Origin of the sequence: Kosakonia oryzae, from assembly GCF_001658025.2 — a bacterium.
Lineage (GTDB): Bacteria > Pseudomonadota > Gammaproteobacteria > Enterobacterales > Enterobacteriaceae > Kosakonia > Kosakonia oryzae.
This window is the reverse complement of sequence record NZ_CP014007.2, coordinates 2,208,012-2,231,961: the sequence shown is the minus strand read 5'-3', so window position 1 is coordinate 2,231,961 and position 23,950 is coordinate 2,208,012. Positions and strand designations below refer to the sequence as shown.

Below are 23,950 nucleotides of genomic sequence, written 5' to 3'. Positions count from 1 at the left end.
ACAATGGAGATTACCACTCTTCAGATTGTGCTGGTGTTCGTGGTTGCATGTATCGCCGGTATGGAGTCGATACTGGACGAATTCCAGTTCCACCGTCCGTTGGTGGCATGTACGCTGGTAGGTATCGTCCTGGGTGATATGAAAACCGGTATCATCATCGGTGGTACCCTGGAAATGATCGCGCTGGGCTGGATGAACATCGGTGCCGCAGTTGCCCCTGATGCCGCACTGGCGTCGATTATTTCGACCATTCTGGTCATTGGCGGGCATCAGAGCATCGGTGCGGGTATCGCGCTCGCCATCCCGCTGGCCGCTGCGGGCCAGGTGTTGACCATTATCGTTCGTACTATCACCGTAGGCTTCCAGCATGCGGCGGATAAGGCGGCTGAAAGCGGCAACCTGACCGCGCTCTCGTGGATCCACGTTTCTTCCCTGTTCCTGCAAGCCATGCGTATCGCCATTCCGGCGGTGATTGTCGCCATCTCTGTCGGCACCAGCGAAGTGCAGAGCATGCTGAACGCCATTCCTGAAGTGGTGACCAGCGGTCTGAATATCGCCGGCGGTATGATTGTAGTGGTAGGTTATGCAATGGTCATCAACATGATGCGCGCAGGCTACCTGATGCCATTCTTCTACCTCGGCTTTGTAACCGCCGCCTTTACCAATTTCAACCTGGTATCGCTGGGTGTTATCGGTGCGGTAATGGCGATTCTCTACATTCAGCTCAGCCCGAAATATAACCGCTCCGCAGGTGGCCCTGCTCCGGCGGCGGGTAATAACGATCTTGATAACGAACTGGATTAACAGGTGAACGACATGGTTGATATGACTAAAACTCCGACTGAGAGAAAACTCACCCAGAGTGACATTCGTGGTGTGTTCATTCGTTCTAACCTGTTCCAGGGTTCATGGAACTTCGAACGTATGCAGGCGCTGGGCTTCTGTTTCTCAATGGTACCGGCCATTAAACGCCTTTACCCTGAGAATAACGAAGCGCGCCGCCAGGCAATTAAGCGCCACCTCGAATTTTTCAACACCCATCCGTACGTGGCCGCGCCGGTGCTCGGCGTTACGCTGGCGATGGAAGAGCAGCGTGCCAACGGCGCGGAGATCGACGATGGCGCGATCAACGGTATTAAAGTAGGTCTGATGGGGCCGCTGGCCGGTGTGGGCGACCCAATCTTCTGGGGAACCGTACGGCCGGTATTTGCTGCACTGGGCGCTGGTATTGCCATGAGCGGCAGCCTGCTCGGGCCATTGCTGTTCTTTGTCCTCTTTAATATTGTCCGCCTGGCGACACGCTATTACGGCGTGGCGTACGGTTACCGTAAAGGTATCGACATCGTTAAAGATATGGGCGGCGGCTTCCTGCAGAAACTGACCGAGGGGGCGTCAATCCTCGGCCTGTTTGTCATGGGCGCCCTGGTGAACAAGTGGACACACGTTAACATTCCAATGGTTGTCTCGCAGATTACTGACCAGACCGGTAAAACAACGGTGACAACCGTACAGACCATTCTCGACCAGTTGATGCCGGGTCTGGTGCCTCTGCTGTTAACCTTCGCCTGTATGTGGCTGCTGCGTAAGAAAGTAAACCCGCTGTGGATTATCGTCGGGTTCTTTATCATCGGGATTGTTGGTTACGCGATTGGCCTGCTGGGCCTGTAACCAGGTATGTGTTAACCGGGGGCTTACCGCCCCCGGTTTTTATTTTAAGGAGGAACAATGACCGTTACGGATAGCGTTCTGCTGGCGTTTGTCGCCGCCCTGTTTGCTTTCGCCATCTATGACGAATTCGTCATGCCACGTCGTCAGGGTGCATCGCTGCTGACCGTTCCCCTACTGCGCAGAAGCCGCACTGATGGCGCTATTTTTGTCGGCCTGCTGGCGATCCTGATTTACAACAACACGATGAATGGCGGTTCCCCTTTAACGCTATGGTTATTATCTGCGCTGGCATTGCTCGGTATTTATCTTTTTTGGATCCGCGCACCGAAAATCATCTTTAAAGAGCGGGGCTTTTTCTTTGCTAATGTCTGGATCGAATATAACCGTATTAAAGAGATGAATTTATCGGAAGATGGCGTGTTGGTCATGCAATTAGAGCAGCGCCGCTTACTTATCCGTGTGCGAAATATCGACGACCTTGAGAAAATTTATAAAGTTATCGTTAATACTCAATGAGTTAAGATATAGCAAAATCTATATTTATCCGCATAAAAAATAAGCTAATTTATAGCCATTGCTATATTAAGGGGGAAATGTACTTATATTTATTAACGTTATTTTCACCTATAAATCTAAATGCAAATCGTTATCAACTAGTTACTGGAATTATATTTTCCGGTTGTTGTTTTATATTCTCAAAATATGTTAAGGTGCGTCCGTCGTTGGGGAGTAGCCGATTTCTGCTTATCCGGAAATGTACGTGTCAACATACTCGTTGCAAAACGTGGCGCGTACGGACTGAATCTATTTCAGTCAGGCGAGACCATTGGCACATTAACTGCTGTTTACTGGGGGCAGTGATGTGTTTATGGAATTCCCGGTCAGGACGTCACGATGAATCTTTCCGCTACTCTTCTTCTCGCCTTTGGCATGTCTATGGATGCTTTTGCTGCTTCCATCGGCAAAGGCGCGACGCTGCATAAACCTAAATTCTCTGAAGCACTGCGCACGGGTCTTATTTTCGGCACCATTGAAACGTTGACGCCGCTCATCGGTTGGGGCCTCGGTATGCTGGCCACCCAGTTTGTACTGGAGTGGAACCACTGGGTCGCGTTTGTGCTACTGATGTTTCTTGGCGGGCGCATGATTATTGAAGGCGTACGCGGCGATGACGGTTGCGAAGCGGAAACGCCGCATCGTCACGGTTTCTGGCTGCTGGTCACGACCGCCATTGCCACCAGTCTGGACGCAATGGCTGTTGGCGTCGGTCTGGCTTTCCTGCAGGTTAATATTATCGCCACCGCGCTGGCGATTGGTTGTGCAACGCTGATTATGTCGACGCTCGGGATTATGGTTGGCCGTTTTATCGGCCCGCTGCTGGGCAAACGAGCCGAAATTCTTGGCGGTATTGTGCTGATTGGCATTGGTGCACAGATCCTGTGGAACCACTTCGCCGGTTAATCTTCCCGCTGTAAGCAGTGAATACTGAAATCTGTCTGGCAGCGGAAGCGTTCCGTTGCCGCTAATATTTCCCATACTTCCGGTTTCGCCCGCCATGCAAAAGGCGTCATCTGTAGCAAAGCCACCGCCTCCTGGCCGGTAAGGCTCATCTCATAAGCCAGTGCGCGGGTTTCTACTACTTTAAATCCTTCTATTGTGCCCGCATTTTCAGCATGCAGTTTTACGTCGTCGTAGATTAGCCCTTTCAGTTCCAGCAAATGGCGAGGCCCGGGAGCAGCGGTAATGACTACGCCACCGGGCTTGATGACACGCGCCAGCTCTTCCGCTTTACAGGGAGCATAGATGCGAACCAGAGCGTCTATGCTCTTATCTTCAAACGGCAGACGATGACTGGAAGCCACACAAAACATAACCAGTGGATAGCGTTTTGCCGCCGCTCGAATCGCAGCTTTGGAGACATCCAGCCCAAACGTTTTTGCACCGTGGTGTCGGCCTATCGCAGCAAAGGCCTGAGTGTAATACCCTTCCCCACAGCCAATATCCAGTATCGCGTCAGCCTGCTCTGGCAATCTGGCCTGTAACAGAACGCCGATGGCATCCCGCAACGGCTGATAGTGTCCAGCATCCAGAAATGCACGTCGCGCCTGCATCATCTCCGCACTATCGCCGGGATCGCGGGAACGTTTATGCTGTACCGGCAACAGATTCACATAACCTTCTTTCGCCAGATCAAACTGATGACGCTGCGGACAAATGAAGGCGCTCTCGCGACGCTGTAAAGGCGAGTGACAGAGCGGGCAACTGAAAGGCATAACAACTCCGAAGGGTATTTCTTAAAGGGCGAAAGTGTACCGCCATTTGTCGCACGAGGAAATTAAAAAGCCCCGCACAAGTGCGAGGCTTTATGGCTGACTTTAACGCGCAAAGCGCGTACAAGCTCAGAGGTGTCGAAATCAGATAGCAGTTACGTTAACTGCAGCCGGGCCTTTCTGACCGTCCTGAATTTCAAACTCAACGTTCTGGCCTTCAGCCAGAGTTTTGAAGCCGTTACCCTGGATTGCAGAGAAATGTACGAATACATCTTTGCTGCCGTCTGCCGGAGTAATGAAACCAAAACCTTTAGACTCGTTGAACCACTTAACTTGACCTTTAATCTTTGCCATTTGCAAAATTCCTTAATGTATATACTTCGCCCGCAGGCATTGACTGAGAAAACTGAGACATTACTGCTTGAGGCACTAATATAAGGTTCGGCAGAGAAGCTGTATTCAACGAAACGTGTTTACTCAGGACTTCTTTACTGAAAATGCCACACATAAACAGAACTGTACCTCGATTGACCCAAAACGTGTTATCACACAATATGTAAATTATGGCAAGCCATTTTTAAACATGTCTGGATCCGCCGCACAAATTCTAAGGTTATCAAAGCTTCTATTGCACTTTTATGCATTACAATGAACGCTATAACAGTCGCCTGACCCTTATCCTCATGCATCGACAATAGCTGATTTTTCACCATTGCTCAACAGGTTCCATGCGCTTAAGCACGCCACAATATGTCTATGCATATAGCGTATATCGTAAGAACTTTTTGCGCATAGTTATGCTTTTTTTATTGACCAGGAAGATTCTTAAACTATTAAGACAACAGAGGAAACTATTTCCCTGGTTTACACTGGATAGTTGTTGTGCAAATAAGCTTTGCCCTGCACCAAAATAATGAATTTATGATGACATTGCCTCATAAAAAGGCAATAAAAACGTTTCGATAAAAATAAAACTATGTCATATAAAAAGCACAATACTTTTGGAACGAAGCGGGAGTATTACCCGAGGGATAAATACTGACCAATTTTCAGGATTCTAAAGTTATCATTATCCGTCGCCGCTTCGCTTAATGACTGTTGCAATTCCTTTACCGGTTGATCCAGGGATTCATCAGCCAGTTCAAACACGCCCCAATGGATGGGAAACGCCAGCGGGCTGCCCAATTGTTGCCATAACGCGACAGCACTTTGCGGATCCATATGGTTAATCGACATAAACCAGCGCGGCGCATAAGCGCCTACCGGTAATGCGACAACATCCAGCGCGCCTAAACGCTGCGGAATAGTGAGCAGCTCCGGAGTGTATCCCGTATCGCCAGCAAACCAGAACCGTTCTTCTGCTGATTCAACCACCCAACCGCACCATAATGAACGGTTGCGGTCCCATAATGTTCGCATGCTCCAATGTTGTGCAGGCACCGCCGTATAGACCATTCCCTGAAAGGTCACACTTTGCCACCAGTCCAGTTCCGTTACGTACTTTGCGCCCAGACGGCGGATCAGCGCTCCCAACCCAAGCGGGATGAAGAACTGTACGTCAGGGAAACGGCGCAACAACGCGCGCAATGTCCACGTATCCAGATGATCATAATGATTGTGGGAAATCAGGATCGCATCCAGTTGTGGAATATCTGCAATGGCAAGCGCAAGCGGTGTACGACGCTGCGGACCGGCAAAACGGACAGGAGAAGCACGACGGGAGAAAACAGGATCGGTGAGCAGGTATTGCTCCTGAAGGCGTAACAAAATGCTGGCATGGCCCAACCACCACAATCCGTTGCTGTCGCCAGTTATTTCCGCTTTCTGCCACCACTGCTCGATAAAGCGGTCATAGCCATCAGCGGGAGGACGGGGAAGCCCGGCGGCCTTGCGCTCATTGCGCCAGCGCTTAACGTCACCAGGTTGATGTACGGCGGGCGTCGTATTGATGAACCCATCAGGGGAGTGATGAGAAAGTGCAGGATTATACCAGGGGTTTTTCCAGACCATCTCATCCTCCTGCGCTGTTAGCGTTCAGCCACCAGACGGATGAAATCCTCATCCTCTTCTTTTTCCTGCACTTTAACAGGCGCTGTTTGCGGTTCTTTTTCGGGTTCGTTGGATTCACATAAACGACGCAGCAATGCATTTTGCCGTTTTTGCTGATCCAGCAGCGCTTCAAGCAGCTCAATCTGCTCATTTGTACGCGAGCTGGCGCGATTGATAAAGAACCACAGAACCAGCCCGACCAGCAGAACCACCAAAGAAACAACAATAGACGCAATATTAAGCGCGCCTGAATTTATAACTTCGTTCATTTCACCACCTCAATGTTGACGCGACATTTTACCACTGGCGTCAAGGAAGGAAATCATTCACTGAGAAATTACCATTACCAGGGGATGAATTTGTTGACGATGCAGATGCCGCTGAAAAATTGTACATCCTGATCGCACATCACGTTAAGCATTTGAGTCCAGAGCAGCAGGCAGCCTACCAGCACGACAATCAGGATCAGCCACTTATATTTTCTCACTCCACTCTCCAGTACATTGTCAGGTGTAACCAGGTTAGCATGGCAACATTAAACCGCGACTAACTGTATCTCTATTCGCAATTTTTCGGAATGCATGACTTGTTTCAGTCAATGAATCGGGTAGCTTTAAGATATGATTTAGAGTGAAGCAAGGAGCTGATATGCGAACACTTATTCGCGCCGTTATCGTTGTAGCATTGCTGTGGATTGGGCTTCTGCTGAGCGGTTATGGGGTGTTGATTGGCAGTAATGAAAATGCTGGTGGGCTGGGATTACAATGTAAATATGTAACAGCGCGTGGCATCAGTACCGCACAATATGTACATTCGGACAATGGTTTTTTCGGGCTGGCAAATTGCCCTTTGATACGTAAAAGCGACACCGTTATCGATAACGGTTAGCATCAAAACAAAAAAACCGCCGGTATGGCGGTTTTTTTCGTCTGTCAGAATGGATACTGATTATAACCCATCTGTTCTGAAATCTTGCGAGCAGCCTGATGAAGCATGGCCACGTATTCATGCAGTCGCTCTTCAGAGAAACGCAGAGTCGGGAAAGAGATACTCAGACCGGCGATGACCACGCCAAAACGGTCGAAAACGGGTACGCCAATACAACGCAGGCCTTCTTCCTGTTCCTCATTATCTTCGCCGTAGCCTTGTTCACGCACAACATCCAGCATCGGCAGGAGATCTTCAGTGCTGGTAATCGTACGCTCGGTGCTGCGCTTATATTCAACCCCTTCCAGGATCTGCTTAACCTCTTCACGATCGCGCCACGCCAGCAGCACCTTACCGATAGCGGTACTGTACAGCGGGTTACGGCGACCAATGCGCGAGTACATACGCAAGTTATACATCGAATCAATTTTATGGATGTAAACAATGCTGTCCTCGTCGAGTGCGCCAAGGTGAATGGTCTCTTTTGTCAGACGAGAGAGCTCACGCATCTGGATATCCGCACTGCGGATCAGATCCACGTTTTGCAATGCACGTGCGCCCAGCTCGAACAGTTTAAGCGTCAGGGAATATTTTTCAGACTCCCCTTCCTGCGCAACATAACCCAGTGATTTCATTGTTTGCAAAAAGCGATAGACGGTGCTTTTCGACATCATGACACGCTGCGACAGCTCGGTGATGCCGATTTCGCGCTCTTCACCGAGCGCCTGCAGAATGCCAAATACCTTCAATACTGAAGAGACAGAATCTGGCTGCTTGTCCAAATCTGCGATAGCCATTAATCACCTCATCGCGTGTGTTTTATAAAATTCAGAATCGGTTTTTATTATAAATTCGTCGCTCAGTCGCCGCAATGCACGTTTGTTAACTTCGTTACAATTCTGCGACATAAAGCCCGTTACAAATCTGCGGCATAAAGCCGGAATGCAAATGATAGAATCATTATACAAATAACTGTGTGACATTAACCCTGAAATTCATATGGATAAATCTTCTCTGGACGGACTTCCCGTCCCGCTGCGTTACGGCGCAGTGTTGACCATTATTATTGGTATTGCAATGGCAGTGCTTGATGGGGCTATTGCCAACGTCGCGCTACCAACCATTGCACGCGATCTCAACGCTTCACCCGCAAGTTCTATCTGGATTGTTAACGCTTACCAGATTGCGATCGTGGTCTCCCTGCTCACCCTCTCTTTTCTCGGCGACATGTTTGGTTACCGTCGGGTTTATCAGTGTGGCCTGGTACTGTTCACTCTCACTTCCCTGCTTTGCGCACTCTCTGACTCATTGCTGACATTAACGCTGGCGCGTGTGGCCCAAGGGTTTGGCGGCGCGGCGCTGATGAGTGTGAATACCGCGCTCATTCGTCTTATCTACCCGCACCGTAGCCTCGGGCGCGGTATGGGTATTAACTCTTTTGTGGTCGCGGTTTCATCGGCGGCCGGGCCGACAATCGCCGCCGCCATTCTCTCCGTGGCTTCCTGGCAGTGGTTATTCCTGATTAACGTACCGCTCGGTATTATTGCTTTATTGCTGGCAATTAAATTTTTACCACCGAACGCAGCACGCACATCAAAGCCCAAATTCGATCTGCCAAGCGCTGTAATGAATGCATTAACATTTGGTTTATTAATTACCGCGCTGAGCAGTTTTGCTCAGGGGCAATCTTCCACACTCGTGGCAGCCGAACTTGTTGCGTTGTTGATCATCGGCTGGTTCTTTGTACGCCGACAACTGCGGCTGCCAGTACCACTTCTGCCAGTTGACTTACTGCGCATTCCACTTTTTTCGCTCTCTATCGGCACGTCGGTCTGCTCGTTCTGCGCGCAGATGCTGGCGCTGGTATCCCTGCCCTTCTTTCTGCAAACCGTACTTGGGCGAAGTGAAGTCGAAACCGGCCTGTTGCTGACGCCGTGGCCGCTGGCCACGATGGTGATGGCGCCGCTGGCCGGTTATCTGATTGAGCGCGTGCATGCCGGGTTACTGGGTGCTTTAGGGCTGGTGATGATGGCATGCGGGCTGTTCGCGCTGGCACTTCTTCCGGGCTCACCGGCAGATATCGATATTATCTGGCGTATGGCGCTGTGCGGTGCCGGTTTTGGTCTGTTCCAGTCGCCAAACAACCACACCATTATTACCGCTGCGCCGCGTCAGCGCAGCGGTGGCGCCAGTGGGATGCTCGGTACGGCACGATTGCTGGGGCAAAGCTCCGGCGCTGCGCTGGTGGCATTAATGTTCAATATGTTTAACACCCACGGCACGCATGTTTCATTGTTGCTGGCAGGGACTTTGGCGACCATAGCGGCCATCATCAGCGGACTGCGGATCTCGCAGCCGAAAGCAGAGTAATCAATCCCCTCTCCCAGGGCTTAGGGATGAAAAAAAAAGCGCGCCAGTTGGCGCGCTTTGCATTTCCTGCTGCTACGTTATTTCAGGTACTCACCAGAACGCAGTGCTTCAATACGTTTATCCAGCGGCGGGTGCGTCATGAATAGCTCGCTCAACGATTTAGATTTACCGTTGATGCAAAACGCCATCATGCTGCTCGCCTCCTGCGGCTCATAACTGGTTTTCAGACGCTGCAACGCAGCAATCATTTTCTCGCGGCCAACCAGTTTTGCAGAACCGGCATCGGCATGGAACTCGCGATAGCGGGAGAACCACATAGTAATAATGCTGGCCAGAATACCGAACACCAGCTCCAGTACGGTTGCAACCACGAAGTAGATCATCGGGTTGCCATTGCTCTCTTCGCCATCATCGCGATTGCCGCCAAGAAACCCGGCAGCAATCTGCGCGATAATACGCGAAATGAAGATCACGAAGGTGTTCACGATCCCCTGAATCAGCGTCATGGTGACCATATCACCATTGGCAATATGGCTAATTTCATGGGCAATGACCGCTTCAGCTTCGTCGCGGCTCATGTTCTGCAACAACCCGGTGCTGACTGCCACAAGTGAAGCATCACGGCGCGCGCCGGTCGCAAAGGCGTTAATATCCGGTGCATGATAAATGGCAACCTGAGGCATGGCGATACCCGCCTGGCGAGATTGTTGCGCCACCGTATCCATTAACCAGCGTTCCATATCGTTACGCGGCTGTTCGATCACTTCACCACCCACAGATTTCAGCGCCATCCATTTCGACATCAACAGCGAAATGAACGAGCCACCAAAACCAAACAGCAGCGCCATAATCATCAAGCCCTGAACGCTGCTCGACTGAATGCCCGTCAGGCTAAGCACCAGGCCGAACACCAACATCACGGCCAGGTTAGTCAACAGGAAGAGCGCGATTCGCATCATAATTTTCTTTTAACCTCAACTTAACAAAACGCACAATGCGGTTACCCACATCGTATGGGTATACGCGCCATTTTCAAGCATCAGGGTGTCGTAAGTCACCAGAAAGACACAACTTTACATTTTGTAGCATAATGCTTACGCCAGCAAAGAGGTGTAAAAAAACAGGCACAATTTCTTGTGCCTGTGTGGGGATTACTTCGCGGGGGCGGGGTCTTCCGCTGGCCGATCTTTTTCCTCATGAGCCAGGTCAAGCGCGATGTGTACCGTCTCGTCGAGGTACGGATCCGGCTCCTGATAATCCTTCGGCAGATCATCCAGTTTTTTCAGCAACGGCTTACCTTCACGCTTGAAGCGATCGTTGAGGCGCGAAAGACGAATTGCATCATCTTCGGCGTTCTCTTTTTCACGCTGCGCCAGGTTGAGCGATACAATATTGCGTTTATCTTTCAGGGCATTGAAACGCGCAATGTCCTTCATGATGTATTGGAACTCAGGATCTTTCGCAATACGCTCTTCATGTTCCTTCAGCAGTGTCGGTCCGAACGGTTTCAAATCACCGGACTTCACAAAGGTGGCAGCATTGATGCTGTCCCACGGCAGTGCATTGTCTTCGAATTTTTCCCCGGTCTCCGTCACCTGCGTGCCGGTCGGCATAATAATATCCGGCGTCACGCCTTTGCGCTGCGTACTGCCACCGTTGACGCGATAGAATTTCTGGATGGTGTATTGCACCGAACCCAGTGCCGGCCACTCAGGACGCAGCATCTGATCGTAAATACGGTTAAGCGAGCGGTACTGCTGAACGGTGCCTTTACCGAAGGTCGGTTCGCCAACAATCAACGCGCGACCATAATCCTGCATCGCTGCCGCAAAGATTTCCGATGCCGAGGCGCTAAAGCGGTCAACCAGCACCACCAGCGGGCCTTTATAGTAGACCACGCCATCCGTATCGCTGTCTTCGCGCACTTTACCGTTATTATCACGTACCTGCACAACCGGGCCGGACGGAATAAACAGACCAGAAAGCGATACCGCTTCCGTCAGCGCGCCGCCGCCATTGCTGCGCAAATCGATAACCACGCTGCTGACGTTCTGTTTTTCCAGTTTTTGCAGTTGCGCTTTGACATCATCAGTCAGCCCAACGTAAAAGCCCGGAATGTCCAGTACACCGACTTTCTCTTTGCCGACCGTCTTCACGGACATTTTCACCGCACGGTCTTCCAGACGAATGCGTTCGCGCGTCAGCGTCACAATGCGCGTCTTCGTCCCCTTACCTGCCGGCAAGATTTCGAGGCGCACTTTGCTGCCTTTTGGCCCTTTGATCAGCGCCACCACATCATCAAGACGCCAGCCAATGACATCGACCATGTTCTGCCCGGTCTGGCCGACACCCACAATCCGATCGCCAACGGTAATCGCTTTGCTTTTCGCCGCCGGACCGCCCGCCACCATCGAGTTGATCACAGTGTAATCATCGTCGCCCTGCAACACTGCACCAATGCCTTCAAGCGAGAGGCTCATCTCAGTATTGAATTGCTCAGTATTACGCGGCGAGAGGTAATTGGTATGCGGATCGATTTCACGGGCGAATGAGGTCATTGCCAGCGAGAACACATCTTCACTATTGGTCTGCGCCAGACGGCGAATCGCAAATTTATAGCGGCGAGTCAGCGTCTCACGGATCTCTTTATCATCTTTCCCGGTGAGTTTCAGGCTCAGCTCATCATACTTAACTTTGCTGTCCCACAGCGCGTTCAGCTCCGCTTCATCTTTCGGCCACGGCGCTTTGCTGCGATCCAGGTTGAAGGTGTCGTTGCCGCTGAAATCCATCGGACGTTCCAGTACTTTCAGCGCGTACTGATAACGTTCAAATCGACGCTTTTGCGCCAGATTGTACAGGTCGTAGAAAACGTCCAATTTTCCGCTGCGCAGCTCATCACCGAGCATGCCTTTCTTTTGCGAAAACTGCTCAACATCGCTGGCCAGCAGCACATTGTGGCTGTAGTCGAGCAGGTTGAGGTAACGGGTAAAGATCTTCGCGGAGAAAGCTTGATCCAAATCGAACTGGCGGTAGTGAGAACGCGTGAAACGTGAAGTAACCCGTTCACTCACCGTCGCGTGCTGAGTCTCTTCCTTCAAAATCGGAATTTGATCGGCACGGGTGATATCTTCCACAGCCAGCGCGTGGCCTGTTACGAATAACAGACCCGCTAACGCTGTGCGCTTAAACAAAGTGTTCATGCCAGGCCAGGCCTCCGTTTCAGAACAATAAATGTTCTGCGCGTACGATCATCGACATACCCGAACTAAGCTGTACGCGAACGCCATCTTTGGTGATTTCCAGCACCGTAGCATCCATCGCATTGTTCCCCGCTTTCACCTTCAGGTTCTGGCCCACGCTCAGTACAGATAAATCTGAAACCGGAGTATGGCGCTCTTCCTGCTGCGGTGCCCGTGGTGTTTTCGCAACAGGTTTATCAACGCGAGGTTTGCGCTCGGCGCCCTCTTTACGACGCGGAGCCGGACGGGCTTTGCGTTCGCGACGCGGTGCGTCTTCCTGACCCGCAGCAGCGGCAGCTTCGCGTTTTTTAGCTTGCTGTTCAGCGCGTTGCGCCTGAACACGCGCTTTGGCTTCTTCAAGCTGTTTGCGAGCGTGCTCTACGTGCTGCTCATCCAGCACGCCACAGGCGTTGCCGTCGAGATCGACGCGAGCCGCACCAGCTTTGATACCGTACAGGTAACGCCAGCTTGAAGTATAAAGACGTAAAGCGGAACGAAGTTGGGTTTTGCTGAGATTCATCTCACCCTCAACGCGCTCAACCAAATCCTGAAAAATACCGATTTTCAGGGGACGTGCTTCACCTTCAGCACTGAAACAGTGAGGAAAGCGTTCGGCCAAAAAAGCGATAACTTCTTTACTGCTATTCAACTTAGGTTGATTTTCCATGAAATTTCCTGATTACAACGGACGTTGCCAACAAGCGCAGGCATGAACAGGCGTCATTATAATGACGCATTCAGTAATTGCTACGTTATCCGCTGATTATCCTGCGACGGTGGCGAAGATTTTTTGATAATCGGTCGCCGCGAGGACATTTTCCAGATGTGAAACCAGCTCGCTGAGCCCTTGTTCATCTTCAGCCGTGAAGCGAGAGAAGACGACGCTATCGATATCCAGCACGCCAATAATCTGCTTATTCACTGTGACAGGCAGTACGATTTCGGCGTTACTGGCGGCATCACAAGCGATGTGTCCGTCAAATTGATGAACATCTTCCACGCGCTGCACTCGCGCTTGCGCCACTGCCGTTCCGCAAACGCCCCGACCGACCGGGATACGAACGCAGGCGATTTTGCCCTGGAACGGCCCTAACACCAGCGTGTCGCCTTCCAGCAGGTAAAAGCCCGCCCAGTTCACGCCATCAAGGCGTTCAAACAATAGCGCACTGGTATTCGCCAGAGTGGCTAAAAAACTGGTCTCACCTGCCATTAACGCCTGAAAATCGCGATTAAGATCCGCGTAAAATTCTGTTTTGTTCATTACCTGACCATTTTGCTGTCTAACTTTGAGAAACTGCTTAGCCTATTAAAATAAGCATTAAATGCGTTGATGCTCAAGATGTTCCATTCATGAGTTAAGATAGTTTTATTCAAACCTTTTCTGAAGCATGCAATGGCTCTCAAGATACAACGCATTACACCTGCAAAAAAAATTGCCGTTCATCAGGTCGGTGAAGCTCTGCCCCGCGCACATTATCAGCGCTGCCCGCAATGCGATACGCTTTTTGCGTTACCGGTTATGAAATCGCACCAAAGCGCATTTTGCCCCTGCTGTGATGCGAAAGTCCGCGATGGCCGCGACTGGTCATTAACCCGCCTCGGCGCAATGGCCATCACTATGATCCTACTGATGCCTTTCGCCTGGGGCGAACCGCTGCTGCATCTCTACTTACTCGGTGTGCGCATCGATGCCAACCTGTTGCAGGGGATCTGGCAAATGACCATGCAGGGCTCGCCGCTCACCGCTGCCATGGTGCTTTTTTGCAGCGTTGGCGCGCCGCTGGTGCTGGTGACTGCCATCGCCTATTTATGGCTTGGCAATATTCTGGGAATGAACCTGCGCCCGGTGCTATTAATGCTGGAGAAGCTCAAAGAGTGGGTCATGCTGGATATCTATCTGGTCGGCGTCGGCGTCGCCTCCATCAAAGTTCAGGATTACGCCTTCCTGCAGCCAGGCATTGGGCTGTTTGCTTTTGGCTCTCTGGTCGTTCTCAGCATCATGACCTTAATCCATCTCAATGTGGAGCAACTCTGGGAGCGCTTCTACCCTCAACGGCCCGCAAAACGGCCGGACCCGAAGCTGGAAGTGTGCCTGGGCTGCCATTTCACCGGGTTTCCTGATATTCGGGGGCGTTGTCCGCGCTGCCATATTCCGCTGCCCCATCGACGCAAGCAGAGCCTGCAAAAGTGCTGGGCGTCGCTGATTGCTTCTTTTATTTTGCTGTTCCCGGCGAACCTGCTGCCGATTTCAATAATTTACGTGAATGGTTCTCGCCAGGAGGATACCATTCTCTCCGGCATTATTTCGCTCGCTCATAGCAATATCGCGGTGGCTGGCGTGGTATTTATCGCCAGTATTCTGGTGCCGTTTACCAAGGTGATTGTGCTGTTTACACTGCTTGTCAGCATCCATTTTAAATTTGAACAGGGGTTACGCACTCGCATTCTGTTACTGCGCTTTGTGACGTGGATTGGGCGCTGGTCGATGCTCGATCTGTTTGTCATTTCATTGATGATGTCACTGATTAATCGCGACCAGCTACTCGCTTTTACCATGGGACCAGCCGCGTTTTATTTCGGCGCGGCGGTAATTTTGACTATTCTTGCTGTGGAATGGCTGGACAGCCGCTTACTTTGGGATGCACATGAGTCAGGAAACCCCCGCTTCGCCGACTGAAGCGCGAATTAAAACGAAACGGCGCATTTCGCCATTCTGGCTGTTACCGGTTATCGCTCTGTTGATTGCCGGCTGGCTTATCTGGAGCAGCTACGAAGATCGCGGCAATACCATCACCATCGATTTTATGTCGGCTGACGGCATCGTCGCCGGGCGTACGCCGGTGCGCTATCAGGGCGTCGAGGTCGGGACTGTCCAGGACATTCGTCTCAGTGACGATCTGAAAAAAATCGAAGTGCGCGCCAGTATTAAATCGAATATGAAGGATGCGCTGCGCAGCGAAACGCAGTTCTGGCTGGTCACACCCAAAGCCTCGCTGGCGGGAATTTCCGGCCTTGATGCGCTGGTCGGCGGCAACTATATCGGCATGATGCCAGGCAAGGGCGAGCCACAGGATCACTTCACCGCACTGGATACGCAGCCGAAATACCGGCTGAACAACGGCGAATTGATGATTCATCTGCACGCGCCGGATCTCGGGGCGCTGAACAGCGGCTCGCTGGTCTATTTCCGCAAAATCCCGGTCGGCCGCGTTTACGACTATTCAATCAATACCAATAAACAGGGCGTCACCATCGACGTGTTGATCGAGCGGCGCTTCACCAATCTGGTGAAAAAAGGCAGCCGCTTCTGGAATGTCTCCGGCGTAAAAGCCGATGTCAGCCTGAGCGGCGCGAAAGTGCAGCTTGAAAGCCTGGCGGCGCTGGTCAACGGCGCGATCGCTTTTGACTCTCCGGATGAATCACAGCCTGCGGTTCAGGATGATGAGTACGGCTTATATGAAGATTTAGCGCACAGCCAGCGTGGCGTACTGGTGAAGCTCGACCTGCCAGGCGGCCAGGGGCTGAAGGCCGGATCGACACCGCTGATGTATCAGGGGCTGGAAGTGGGTCAGTTGACCAAAATCGACCTCAATCCAGGAGGGACAGTCAGCGGTGAAATGACCGTCGATCCGAGCGTGGTCAACTTGCTGCGCGATAATACGCGTATCGAAATGCGCAATCCCAAAATTTCGCTCAGTGATACCAATCTCAGCTCGCTGCTGACCGGCAGTACGCTGGAACTGATTCCGGGCGAAGGCCAACCGCGCAATCAATTTGTTGTGCTGCCAGCGGATAAAAACCTGTTACAGGAGCCGGGAGTCATTACCCTGACGCTTACCGCGCCAGAAAGTTATGGCATCGATGCCGGGCAACCGCTGGTGTTGCATGGCGTCAAAGTCGGCCAGGTGCTGGAGCGTAAACTGACGAATCAGGGCGTAACCTTTGCCATCGCTATCGATCCACAATATGGCGACCTGGTCCACGGCGACAGTAAATTCGTGGTGAACAGCCGCATCGATGTCAAAGTCGGGCTGGATGGCGTCGAGTTTCTCGCTGCCAGCGCCAACGAATGGGTGAACGGCGGCATCCGCATTCTGCCCGGCGTGAAAGGCGAAATGAAAAAGAGCTATCCGCTGTTTGCTAACCTTGATAAAGCGCTGGAAAACAGTCTCAGCGATCTGCCCACCACGACGTTGACGCTGACGGCGGATACCCTGCCGGACGTCCAGGCCGGTTCGGTCGTTCTCTACCGCAAGTTTGAAGTAGGTGAAGTGATCACCGTGCGCCCGCGCGCCAATGCCTTTGATATCGATCTGCATATCAAACCGGAATATCGCGATTTGTTGACCAGCAACAGCGTCTTCTGGGCTGAAGGCGGTGCGAAAGTGCAGCTTAATGGCCGCGGGCTGACGGTGCAGGCTTCCCCCCTTTCACGAGCTATCAAAGGCGCCATCAGCTTTGACAACCTGAGCGGCGCGAACCGGGAACTGAAAAAAGGCGAGAAGCGCCAGCTTTATGCTTCAGAAACCGCAGCTCGCGCCGTCGGCGGGCAAATCACGCTGCACGCCTATGATGCCGGGAAACTCGCGGCGGGCATGCCGATCCGTTATCTGGGTATCGATATCGGCCAGGTGCAGGATCTGCGCCTGAACACCGATAAAAACGAAGTACAGGCCAGCGCGGTACTCTATCCGGAATATGTACGCAACTTTGCGCGCAACGGTTCGCGTTTCTCGGTGATCACCCCGCAAATATCGGCGGCTGGCGTCGAGCATCTGGATACGTTGTTGCAGCCTTATATCAACGTCGAACCGGGCCGGGGCGATATGCGCCGCGACTTTGAAATTTCAGAAGCGACGATCGCCGACTCCCGCTATCTCGATGGGCTGAACATTATTGTTGAAGCGCCGGAAGTGGGCTCAATGAATATCGGCACGCCAGTCCTGTTCCGCGGAATCGAAGTAGGTACGGTGACCGGAATGACGCTGGGCACCTTGTCGGATCGCGTTATGGTGGCCATGCGCATCAGCAAAAACTATCAGCATCTGGTGCGTAACAACACGGTATTCTGGCTGGCTTCCGGTTATACGCTGGACTTCGGTCTGGTCGGCGGCGTCGTTAAAACCGGGACATTCAATCAGTTCATTCGCGGCGGTATTGCTTTCGCCACGCCGCCGGAAACGCCGCTGGCGCCGAAAGCGCAGCCGGGTAAACACTTCCTGCTGCTGGAAAGCGAACCGAAAGAGTGGCGCGAATGGGGCACTGCCCTTCCCCGTTAACCCTGCCTGCTCCGGCGTGTTTGCGCCGGAGCCTTTATGCTACACTGCGCGCCTGTTTTTCTCCTTGTGGTGCGCCCCGTGGCTCAAAACGCTGTCTACCTTCCTGACGAATTCCTCGCGCAAATGCGCCTGGCAATGCCGGAACATCTCTCTTTCGATGAGTTCATCGCTGCCTGCCAGCGCCCGCTGCGCCGCAGCATTCGCGTTAACACGCTGAAAATCTCCGTCGCCGATTTTCTCACCCTTGTAGCCCCATATGGCTGGCAACTGACGCCGGTACCGTGGTGCGAGGAAGGGTTCTGGATCGAACGCGATGATGAAGAGGCGCTGCCGCTGGGCAGTACCGCTGAGCATCTGAGTGGGATGTTTTATATTCAGGAAGCCAGTTCAATGCTGCCCGTTGCCGCGCTGTTTGCCGATGGCGAAATGCCGCAGCGCGTGATGGACGTGGCCGCCGCACCAGGTTCCAAAACCACGCAGATCGCCGCGCGGATGAATAATTCTGGGGCCATCCTGGCCAATGAATTTTCCGCCAGCCGCGTCAAAGTGTTGCACGCGAATATCAGCCGCAATGGCATCCGCAATGTGGCCCTGACACATTTTGATGGCCGCGTATTCGGCCAGGCGTTGCCGGAGATGTTCGACGCCATTCTGCTTGATGCGCCCTGCTCCGGCGAAGGTGTGGTGCGTAAAGATGCGGATGCGCTGAAAAACTGGTCCGTCGCCAGCAATCTGGACATCGCGGCCACGCAGCGTGAACTGATCGATAGCGCTTTCCACGCGCTGCGCCCCGGCGGCACGCTGGTCTATTCCACCTGTACGCTCAACCGCGACGAAAATGAGGCCATCTGCCACTGGTTGCGGGAACAGTACCCGGACGCCGTCGAATTTATGTCGCTGGATGGGCTATTTGCCGATGCCGCTCGCGCTTTAACAGCGGAAGGTTTCCTGCACGTATTCCCGCAAATTTACGACTGCGAAGGCTTTTTTGTCGCCCGTCTGCGCAAAACAGCGGCGGTCGAACCTTTGCCTGCGCCGACGTACAAAGTGGGCAATTTCCCCTTCACGCCGCTGAAAGCCAAAGAGGCTGCCCAGGTCGCAACGGCCGCTGCCGCCGTCGGTTTACGCTGGGACGAAAATCTGCGCCTGTGGCAGCGCGATAAAGAGCTGTGGCTGTTTCCGACCGACATTGAGCCGTTAATCGGCAAAGTTCGCTTCTCGCGCATTGGCCTGCGTCTGGCAGAAACACACAACAAAGGCTATCGCTGGCAGCATGAAGCGGTGATTGCGCTGGCGGGCCAGGATAATCCGCTGGCGTTTTCCCTGACGCTCGCCGAGGCGGAAGAGTGGTATCGCGGACGCGATATTTACCCGCAAACAGTGCCTGCGCGTGACGATGTAATTGTCACTTTCCAGGGGCAACCGCTGGGCCTGGCGAAAAAAGTGGGATCGCGGCTGAAGAACAGTTATCCGCGTGAACTGGTGCGTGATGGCCGATTGTTTGCCAGCAATGCGTGACAGCGCACAAAAAAATCGCACCTTCTGACTGGCATCTTTCTCCGTGTTGTACCAGGCTCAAATTTGGGCGGCCATACTGGTCGTACCACATTTCAACGTTCAACGGAGAGCATTATGACGAAAACCAGCGTGCGCATTGGCGCATTCGAAATCGATGATGCCGAGTTGCAGGGAGAGAACCAGGGGGAGCGAACGTTACATATCCCCTGCAGTTCCGATCCAGATTTATGCATGCAGCTTGATGCCTGGGACGCGGACACCAGCATTCCCGCGCTCCTTAACGGCGAACATTCGGTCCTTTATCGTGAGCATTACGATCAACAATCTGATACCTGGGTTATGCGCCTTGCCTGATCCAATGGAAACCCGTCCGTAAGACGGGTTATTTACCTGCCTGATTTCCCCTGCCTGAATTCATCCCCTACACTTATCGTTACGTTGTACGGAACTGAGGGATGGAATGTTCGCGCTGGTCTTATTCGTTTGCTACCTGGACGGTGGATGTGACGACATCGTAGTCGATGTGTTTAATACGGAGCAGCAGTGCCTTGTTGCCATGGACAATCAACGCATACGCTATGGCGGTTGTTTTCCCGTCGAAGAGTTTATTGATGGTTTCTGGCATCCGGCCAATGAATTCAGCGATTTTTAGCTACTGTAACTGCACCAGCGTTAATTCACCGCCAAAAACGGCACCCGTGTCAATGTAGTGCTGGTTTTGTTTGTCAATGCGCGCTTTCAGCGGCGTATGACCAAACCAGAAATGATCGGCGCCCGCAATACGCTGCCCTTTTCCCGCCAGCCACTGGTTGAGCCTGTCGCGTCGCCACAACACCGATTCGCCGTCCACAACCTGCTCCCATTGGTACTCTTCCGCCGGGTAATCCGCATGCGCGATGACATTCACCATACCGCCGCAGCGTATCTCCAGGATATAAGGCAACTCAGCGCAGGTGCGCAGCGCGGCCAGCGCTTCTTGCTGTTCCGCCTCGCTGAGGGCGCTAAACCAGCTACCGCCATTGAGTTGCCACATCGCCATATCGCCAAAACGCAGGGCGTCAATCGCCATCTGCTCATGATTACCACGCACGGTCTTAAACCAGCGTTTTTTGAGCAGCGCCAGGCAGCGCAGGCTCTCCGGCCCGCGATCAATTAAATCCCCCACGCACACCAGCAGATCCTGGTAGGGATCAAACTGGCGCTCGCGCAGCGCCTGCATTAAACGTTGGTGGCAACCGTGCAGATCGCCGACCAGCCAGATATGCCGCCAGTGCTCTCCGTCAAGACGTTGATACATAATTTCCCCTCCTTTTTTGAGTATAGGAAAATCCTTGACAGGGAGAGGAATAATTGTGCGTAGCCTGTTAATTAAATAAAGGTTAAATGAAAGCGAAATAAAACAAAGGCGCCTATTAATTTGTATTTCCCAGACCTCTAAAATATAAATATATTAATTAGAGGTCACTCACCGTGTCGAATATTAGTCAATCAACAGAACTTAAACAAAATAATAATTCACACATTATTGGCGATCTGGTGAGTGGCCGTCTGGTGCCCGGTCCTATCTGGAAAAAGCGCGAGTACCGCCTGAAGTTCCTGCTGCGTTCGCTGCTGTTCTGGTCTGCCACCAACCGCATGCTTAATGCGCTTTCCCGCCGCCCGGATTTCGACCGCCTGCTGGCGACACAAATCACGCTACCGAGTAAATCGCACCGTCAGTATCTGACGCGCGGTTTACATGCCTCGCAGCGTGCCGATGCCATTATCAACCACTACCACTGGCTTGATAACAACGTATCACCGCGACTGGCCGCCGCCCTCAGCGCGACTGAACCCACACAGCTTTTTGATTTTACCGGGAAAGATGATGCGCATTTCACGGTATACGCTTCTAACGCCAGCAAAGCGGAGCGCGAAGGGGAAAGCACGCTCTGGGTGTGCGATGGCAACAATACGTTACTGGCCAGCGCGACATTCAGCGTTATCAGCGAAAAAGGGCAGCAAATTCTGGTCATTGGCGGTCTGCAAGGCCCGCGCAAAGAGATCAGTCATGAGGTCATTAAGCTGGCGACCCGCGCCTGCCACGGCGTTTTCCCGAAAAAAATCGCCCTTGAAGTACTGAGCCAGCTCGCCACGCTGACCGGCGTGTCAGCAATCTATGGCGTAAGTGATAATGGGCATGTCTTCCGCGCGCTGCGTTATCGCCTGAGCAAAGGACGACATTTCCATGCCAGTTATGATGAATTTTGGGCCTCGATTGAAGGGGTAAAAGATAATGCCTGGCGCTGGCGTTTACCGCTGATTTTTTCACGTAAGTCGCTGGAAAGTATCGCCAGTAAAAAACGTGCAGAATATCGCCGTCGATTTGAATTACTGGATAATGTAACGGAAAAAATGCAGGCGCTGATGCGGAAATAAATATAAACGGGCGATAAATTACCCTACCCGTTTATATTTTTTACAACAAAAATATCATTGCCGAATAATAATTCGACAAATCGCGATCACCCGATTGCCTTATTTTCCATGGTGATAATTATCTTGCCTGACGGCCCACGCGCCAGATGCGTCAACGCCGCTGGCAGCGCTGCCAGCGGATAAAGTTGGTCTATCACCGGGGCGAATCCCTGTTGGTCGACGGCAGCGCAGAGATCTTCCAGCGCCCGCCGGTGCCCGGTAGCAATGCCATAAAGATGCAGATCTTTAAACAGCAACGGTTCCAGCGGCGAAGAAACCTCAAAACCTGCCAGCGCGCCAATCAGATAAATTTTTCCACCTACCGCCGCCATTGCGGCGGACTGACCCAGATGGCTGCCACCGACAAGCTCCAGCACGTGATCCACCCCACGATCGGCGGTTAATGCCAGTACCGTTGCCACAACATCCTGCTGGCGATCGATCACCTCATCCGCACCCCACAGTTTCGCCTGTTCACATTTGCTGCTTCGCGTCACCAGCAAGGTGCGTGCCCCTTTCATGCGCGCAATTTGCAGTGCGGCGAGCGCCACGCCGCCTGTCCCTTCGATCAGTACCGTTTCACCGCGCTGAATATTGCCGCGTTCGACCAGCGCGAACCAGGCCGTGAGCGTGGCGCAAGGTAACGTGCTGGCTTGCACATGATCGAGAGAAGCCGGTTTGCGTACCAACCAGTTCTCTTTCATCACGACATACTCCGCCAGCACGCCCGGATAAAATCCGCCCAGCGTTCGGTAAGCCATTTCACGTGCGTTACCCGGCCGTGGCCCGTCCTGCCACTCCGGCGTAAAGACAGAAATCACTTCATCGCCAGGTACAAAGCGGGTCACATTCGCGCCGGTATCCACCACACAGCCTGAAAGATCGGAACCCGGTGTAAAAGGAAAACGCAGGGGTAAACCGCGCCCATTTTCGATGACCATCAGGTCGCGATGATTGAGGGCAACCGCCATTACTTTTACCAGCACTTCATCCGCTGCGGGTTGTGGCCTGGCAACATGATTCAGTGCTAACGCATCACGCCCTGTCTGGTGCATTTCCCAGCGTTTCATGGTCTGCATCACTTCTTTTCCTCGGTTATTGATCTGTTTTGCATTCTGACAGCGCCGGGATTGCGAATTAATACCTTATAATCCGCATGAACTGGTGAATGAGGGGCAACAATGTGAAAGGAACCGAATACACGGAACTGGTCGCTTTTCTGGCGGTTGCCGAGGAGAAAAATTTCCGCCGCGCCGCCGGGAGACTCGGACTATCCCCGTCTGCGGTGAGTCATACCATTCGCGCGCTTGAAACCCGGTTGCAGGTTCGGCTGTTCAATCGCACCACGCGCAGCGTTTCACCGACGCAAGCCGGGCTGGATTTTATGGCCCGACTCTCTGCGCCGATGCTGGCGCTGGAGAGCGCCGTTGAGGCCGTCAGCGAAACGGGTCCGGCGCTGCGGGGCAAGCTGCGCATTAATCTGTCACGTCTGGCCGCGCAGCGCGCCATTCTGCCGAAGCTGCAACGGTTCATGTCGCTTTATCCTGGTATTCAACTTGATTTGGTCATTGATGATCATCTTGAAGATGTCGTGGCCGCCGGGTTTGATGCCGGGATCCGCACCGGAGACCGCGTGCCAAAAGACATGATTGCAGTGCGCATGACCGACGATCTGCAAATGGTGATTGTCGCCGCGCCCTCCTGCTTCAGCGAGCAGCCTCCTCCCACGCGGCCGGAAGCCCTCAACCAGTATCGCCTGATTAATTATCGCTGGAGCGAGAATGGCGCGCACTATCGCTGGAAACTGCAACGCGGCGATGAAAAGGTTGAGGTTGCCGTCGATGCAGCATTAACCGTCAACGATATTAATGTGCAGTTGGCTGCCGCTGAATCAGGCGTCGGGCTGGCGCTATTAGAACAGCAGCACGTCCACGCCGCCATCGACGCGGGAACGCTGATTCACGTCCTGCCGCAGTGGCATAAACATGAAGAGGGATTCTTTCTTTACTATCCGCGCAACGCATTTATGGCACCGGCAATGCGCTTACTGATCGATTTTTTCCGCCTGGATATCGGCTCACGGCCGCGCGGCTGAACGGGCGCGGCAAAGCGCCATCAGCCTTGCGGGTAAAGTCAGGGATGCACTGACCCGCCTGGCATGTGCTGGTGTTCA

At 52.8% G+C, this 23,950-nt stretch carries 25 protein-coding genes and 1 pseudogene; 13 read left to right on the top strand and 13 right to left on the bottom strand.

From position 1 onward, the window contains the following. The first annotated feature begins 3 nt into the window (after nucleotides 1–3). From AWR26_RS10725 to mntP, 4 genes are all read left to right on the top strand, one after another. Nucleotides 4–804 carry a PTS mannose/fructose/sorbose transporter subunit IIC gene (locus AWR26_RS10725; RefSeq protein WP_064565706.1) on the top strand — a complete coding sequence of 267 codons (801 nt, stop codon included), beginning with the start codon at nucleotides 4–6 and terminating at the stop codon, nucleotides 802–804. Between the two features lie 12 nt (nucleotides 805–816). After that, a complete protein-coding gene (locus AWR26_RS10720) occupies nucleotides 817–1,668 on the top strand; it encodes a PTS mannose transporter subunit IID (RefSeq protein ID WP_064565704.1) in 852 nt (283 codons plus the stop codon). Between the two features lie 57 nt (nucleotides 1,669–1,725). After that, the gene (locus AWR26_RS10715) at nucleotides 1,726–2,184 is read left to right on the top strand and encodes a DUF986 family protein (protein ID WP_064565702.1); all 459 of its coding nucleotides are present in this window, start codon (nucleotides 1,726–1,728) and stop codon (nucleotides 2,182–2,184) included. Nucleotides 2,185–2,562: 378 nt separating this feature from the next. Beyond that, nucleotides 2,563–3,129, top strand: coding sequence for a manganese efflux pump MntP (mntP, locus tag AWR26_RS10710; protein WP_064565700.1), 567 nt, complete (start codon nucleotides 2,563–2,565; stop codon nucleotides 3,127–3,129). On the opposite strand, the gene rlmA is transcribed toward mntP, so the two are convergent. The 6 genes and pseudogenes from rlmA to mgrB all read right to left on the bottom strand — a co-directional run bounded on the left by rlmA (nucleotide 3,126) and on the right by mgrB (nucleotide 6,474). Next, entirely contained in the window at nucleotides 3,126–3,941 is an 816-nt protein-coding gene (rlmA, locus tag AWR26_RS10705; protein ID WP_064565698.1) for a 23S rRNA (guanine(745)-N(1))-methyltransferase, read from the bottom strand. The two genes, mntP and rlmA, sit on opposite strands and share 4 nt — an antisense overlap. 141 nt (nucleotides 3,942–4,082) lie before the next feature. Then, the gene (gene cspE / locus AWR26_RS10700; RefSeq protein WP_001062678.1) at nucleotides 4,083–4,292 is read right to left on the bottom strand and encodes a transcription antiterminator/RNA stability regulator CspE; all 210 of its coding nucleotides are present in this window, start codon (nucleotides 4,290–4,292) and stop codon (nucleotides 4,083–4,085) included. Nucleotides 4,293–4,304: 12 nt separating this feature from the next. Beyond that, nucleotides 4,305–4,446 (bottom strand): annotated as a pseudogene (locus AWR26_RS10695) (DUF2627 domain-containing protein). A 512-nt stretch (nucleotides 4,447–4,958) separates the two neighbouring features. Next, nucleotides 4,959–5,948, bottom strand: a complete 990-nt coding sequence (locus AWR26_RS10690; protein ID WP_064565696.1) for an MBL fold metallo-hydrolase — start codon at nucleotides 5,946–5,948, stop codon at nucleotides 4,959–4,961. A gap of 17 nt (nucleotides 5,949–5,965) precedes the next feature. Continuing rightward, nucleotides 5,966–6,256, bottom strand: coding sequence for a YebO family protein (locus AWR26_RS10685; protein WP_043953245.1), 291 nt, complete (start codon nucleotides 6,254–6,256; stop codon nucleotides 5,966–5,968). 74 nt (nucleotides 6,257–6,330) lie between these two features. Then, nucleotides 6,331–6,474, bottom strand: a complete 144-nt coding sequence (gene mgrB, locus AWR26_RS10680) for a PhoP/PhoQ regulator MgrB (protein ID WP_007371630.1) — start codon at nucleotides 6,472–6,474, stop codon at nucleotides 6,331–6,333. A 161-nt stretch (nucleotides 6,475–6,635) separates the two neighbouring features. On the opposite strand from mgrB, the gene AWR26_RS10675 reads away from it, so the two are divergent. Further along, nucleotides 6,636–6,875: a YobH family protein gene (locus AWR26_RS10675; RefSeq protein ID WP_064565694.1), complete on the top strand. Its 240-nt coding sequence runs from the start codon at nucleotides 6,636–6,638 to the stop codon at nucleotides 6,873–6,875. 44 nt (nucleotides 6,876–6,919) lie between these two features. Here AWR26_RS10675 and kdgR read toward each other — a convergent pair whose 3' ends face one another. Next, nucleotides 6,920–7,711 (bottom strand): DNA-binding transcriptional regulator KdgR, encoded by a 792-nt coding sequence (kdgR, locus tag AWR26_RS10670; protein WP_043953243.1) that lies wholly within the window; start codon nucleotides 7,709–7,711, stop codon nucleotides 6,920–6,922. A 202-nt stretch (nucleotides 7,712–7,913) separates the two neighbouring features. Here kdgR and AWR26_RS10665 point away from each other — a divergent pair, with 202 nt between their 5' ends. Then, entirely contained in the window at nucleotides 7,914–9,284 is a 1,371-nt protein-coding gene (locus AWR26_RS10665; RefSeq protein WP_064565692.1) for an MFS transporter, read from the top strand. Nucleotides 9,285–9,361: 77 nt separating this feature from the next. Here the strand turns inward: AWR26_RS10665 and htpX are convergent, their stop codons facing one another. The 4 genes from htpX to AWR26_RS10645 all read right to left on the bottom strand — a co-directional run bounded on the left by htpX (nucleotide 9,362) and on the right by AWR26_RS10645 (nucleotide 13,784). Beyond that, complete coding sequence (gene htpX, locus AWR26_RS10660) at nucleotides 9,362–10,243, bottom strand: protease HtpX (protein ID WP_064565690.1); 882 nt, start codon at nucleotides 10,241–10,243, stop codon at nucleotides 9,362–9,364. Nucleotides 10,244–10,435: 192 nt separating this feature from the next. Continuing rightward, nucleotides 10,436–12,484, bottom strand: coding sequence for a carboxy terminal-processing peptidase (gene prc, locus AWR26_RS10655; protein WP_064565688.1), 2,049 nt, complete (start codon nucleotides 12,482–12,484; stop codon nucleotides 10,436–10,438). 19 nt (nucleotides 12,485–12,503) lie between these two features. Beyond that, complete coding sequence (gene proQ / locus AWR26_RS10650; protein WP_064565686.1) at nucleotides 12,504–13,190, bottom strand: RNA chaperone ProQ; 687 nt, start codon at nucleotides 13,188–13,190, stop codon at nucleotides 12,504–12,506. Nucleotides 13,191–13,286: 96 nt separating this feature from the next. Further along, on the bottom strand, nucleotides 13,287–13,784 hold the full coding sequence (locus tag AWR26_RS10645) for a GAF domain-containing protein (protein WP_043953238.1): 498 nt from the start codon (nucleotides 13,782–13,784) through the stop codon (nucleotides 13,287–13,289). A 132-nt stretch (nucleotides 13,785–13,916) separates the two neighbouring features. On the opposite strand from AWR26_RS10645, the gene yebS reads away from it, so the two are divergent. The 5 genes from yebS to AWR26_RS10620 all read left to right on the top strand — a co-directional run bounded on the left by yebS (nucleotide 13,917) and on the right by AWR26_RS10620 (nucleotide 19,972). After that, the gene (gene yebS, locus AWR26_RS10640; protein WP_064565684.1) at nucleotides 13,917–15,200 is read left to right on the top strand and encodes a membrane integrity lipid transport subunit YebS; all 1,284 of its coding nucleotides are present in this window, start codon (nucleotides 13,917–13,919) and stop codon (nucleotides 15,198–15,200) included. Then, nucleotides 15,169–17,802: a PqiB family protein gene (locus AWR26_RS10635; RefSeq protein ID WP_064565682.1), complete on the top strand. Its 2,634-nt coding sequence runs from the start codon at nucleotides 15,169–15,171 to the stop codon at nucleotides 17,800–17,802. The genes yebS and AWR26_RS10635 overlap by 32 nt, the downstream gene beginning before the upstream one ends. A gap of 78 nt (nucleotides 17,803–17,880) precedes the next feature. Further along, complete coding sequence (rsmF, locus tag AWR26_RS10630) at nucleotides 17,881–19,320, top strand: 16S rRNA (cytosine(1407)-C(5))-methyltransferase RsmF (protein WP_206062525.1); 1,440 nt, start codon at nucleotides 17,881–17,883, stop codon at nucleotides 19,318–19,320. Nucleotides 19,321–19,434: 114 nt separating this feature from the next. Then, nucleotides 19,435–19,674 carry a YebV family protein gene (locus AWR26_RS10625; protein ID WP_007371619.1) on the top strand — a complete coding sequence of 80 codons (240 nt, stop codon included), beginning with the start codon at nucleotides 19,435–19,437 and terminating at the stop codon, nucleotides 19,672–19,674. Between the two features lie 106 nt (nucleotides 19,675–19,780). Continuing rightward, nucleotides 19,781–19,972 (top strand): YdfD/YebW family protein, encoded by a 192-nt coding sequence (locus AWR26_RS10620; RefSeq protein ID WP_007371618.1) that lies wholly within the window; start codon nucleotides 19,781–19,783, stop codon nucleotides 19,970–19,972. Here AWR26_RS10620 and pphA read toward each other — a convergent pair whose 3' ends face one another. Next, nucleotides 19,973–20,617 carry a protein-serine/threonine phosphatase gene (pphA, locus tag AWR26_RS10615; RefSeq protein WP_064565677.1) on the bottom strand — a complete coding sequence of 215 codons (645 nt, stop codon included), beginning with the start codon at nucleotides 20,615–20,617 and terminating at the stop codon, nucleotides 19,973–19,975. Between the two features lie 173 nt (nucleotides 20,618–20,790). On the opposite strand from pphA, the gene AWR26_RS10610 reads away from it, so the two are divergent. Then, nucleotides 20,791–21,738 (top strand): VirK/YbjX family protein, encoded by a 948-nt coding sequence (locus tag AWR26_RS10610; protein WP_064565675.1) that lies wholly within the window; start codon nucleotides 20,791–20,793, stop codon nucleotides 21,736–21,738. A gap of 86 nt (nucleotides 21,739–21,824) precedes the next feature. On the opposite strand, the gene AWR26_RS10605 is transcribed toward AWR26_RS10610, so the two are convergent. After that, complete coding sequence (locus AWR26_RS10605; protein WP_139227912.1) at nucleotides 21,825–22,856, bottom strand: zinc-dependent alcohol dehydrogenase family protein; 1,032 nt, start codon at nucleotides 22,854–22,856, stop codon at nucleotides 21,825–21,827. Nucleotides 22,857–22,960: 104 nt separating this feature from the next. On the opposite strand from AWR26_RS10605, the gene AWR26_RS10600 reads away from it, so the two are divergent. Then, a complete protein-coding gene (locus AWR26_RS10600) occupies nucleotides 22,961–23,872 on the top strand; it encodes a LysR family transcriptional regulator (protein WP_064568994.1) in 912 nt (303 codons plus the stop codon). Nucleotides 23,873–23,950 lie beyond the last annotated feature (78 nt).

Bases quoted from the DNA above. Each gene is read 5' to 3' on its own strand.
- mntP (WP_064565700.1), top strand. From the start codon at position 2,563: ATGAATCTTTCCGCTACTCTTCTTCTCGCCTTTGGCATGTCTATGGAT.
- AWR26_RS10720 (WP_064565704.1), top strand. From the start codon at position 817: ATGGTTGATATGACTAAAACTCCGACTGAGAGAAAACTCACCCAGAGT.
- rlmA (WP_064565698.1), bottom strand. From the start codon at position 3,941: ATGCCTTTCAGTTGCCCGCTCTGTCACTCGCCTTTACAGCGTCGCGAG.
- proQ (WP_064565686.1), bottom strand. From the start codon at position 13,190: ATGGAAAATCAACCTAAGTTGAATAGCAGTAAAGAAGTTATCGCTTTT.
- AWR26_RS10715 (WP_064565702.1), top strand. From the start codon at position 1,726: ATGACCGTTACGGATAGCGTTCTGCTGGCGTTTGTCGCCGCCCTGTTT.
- kdgR (WP_043953243.1), bottom strand. From the start codon at position 7,711: ATGGCTATCGCAGATTTGGACAAGCAGCCAGATTCTGTCTCTTCAGTA.
- yebS (WP_064565684.1), top strand. From the start codon at position 13,917: ATGGCTCTCAAGATACAACGCATTACACCTGCAAAAAAAATTGCCGTT.
- AWR26_RS10665 (WP_064565692.1), top strand. From the start codon at position 7,914: ATGGATAAATCTTCTCTGGACGGACTTCCCGTCCCGCTGCGTTACGGC.
- AWR26_RS10620 (WP_007371618.1), top strand. From the start codon at position 19,781: ATGTTCGCGCTGGTCTTATTCGTTTGCTACCTGGACGGTGGATGTGAC.
- pphA (WP_064565677.1), bottom strand. From the start codon at position 20,617: ATGTATCAACGTCTTGACGGAGAGCACTGGCGGCATATCTGGCTGGTC.
- AWR26_RS10605 (WP_139227912.1), bottom strand. From the start codon at position 22,856: ATGCAGACCATGAAACGCTGGGAAATGCACCAGACAGGGCGTGATGCG.
- AWR26_RS10675 (WP_064565694.1), top strand. From the start codon at position 6,636: ATGCGAACACTTATTCGCGCCGTTATCGTTGTAGCATTGCTGTGGATT.
- AWR26_RS10645 (WP_043953238.1), bottom strand. From the start codon at position 13,784: ATGAACAAAACAGAATTTTACGCGGATCTTAATCGCGATTTTCAGGCG.
- AWR26_RS10690 (WP_064565696.1), bottom strand. From the start codon at position 5,948: ATGGTCTGGAAAAACCCCTGGTATAATCCTGCACTTTCTCATCACTCC.
- prc (WP_064565688.1), bottom strand. From the start codon at position 12,484: ATGAACACTTTGTTTAAGCGCACAGCGTTAGCGGGTCTGTTATTCGTA.
- AWR26_RS10625 (WP_007371619.1), top strand. From the start codon at position 19,435: ATGACGAAAACCAGCGTGCGCATTGGCGCATTCGAAATCGATGATGCC.
- AWR26_RS10725 (WP_064565706.1), top strand. From the start codon at position 4: ATGGAGATTACCACTCTTCAGATTGTGCTGGTGTTCGTGGTTGCATGT.
- AWR26_RS10685 (WP_043953245.1), bottom strand. From the start codon at position 6,256: ATGAACGAAGTTATAAATTCAGGCGCGCTTAATATTGCGTCTATTGTT.
- AWR26_RS10635 (WP_064565682.1), top strand. From the start codon at position 15,169: ATGAGTCAGGAAACCCCCGCTTCGCCGACTGAAGCGCGAATTAAAACG.
- cspE (WP_001062678.1), bottom strand. From the start codon at position 4,292: ATGGCAAAGATTAAAGGTCAAGTTAAGTGGTTCAACGAGTCTAAAGGT.
- htpX (WP_064565690.1), bottom strand. From the start codon at position 10,243: ATGATGCGAATCGCGCTCTTCCTGTTGACTAACCTGGCCGTGATGTTG.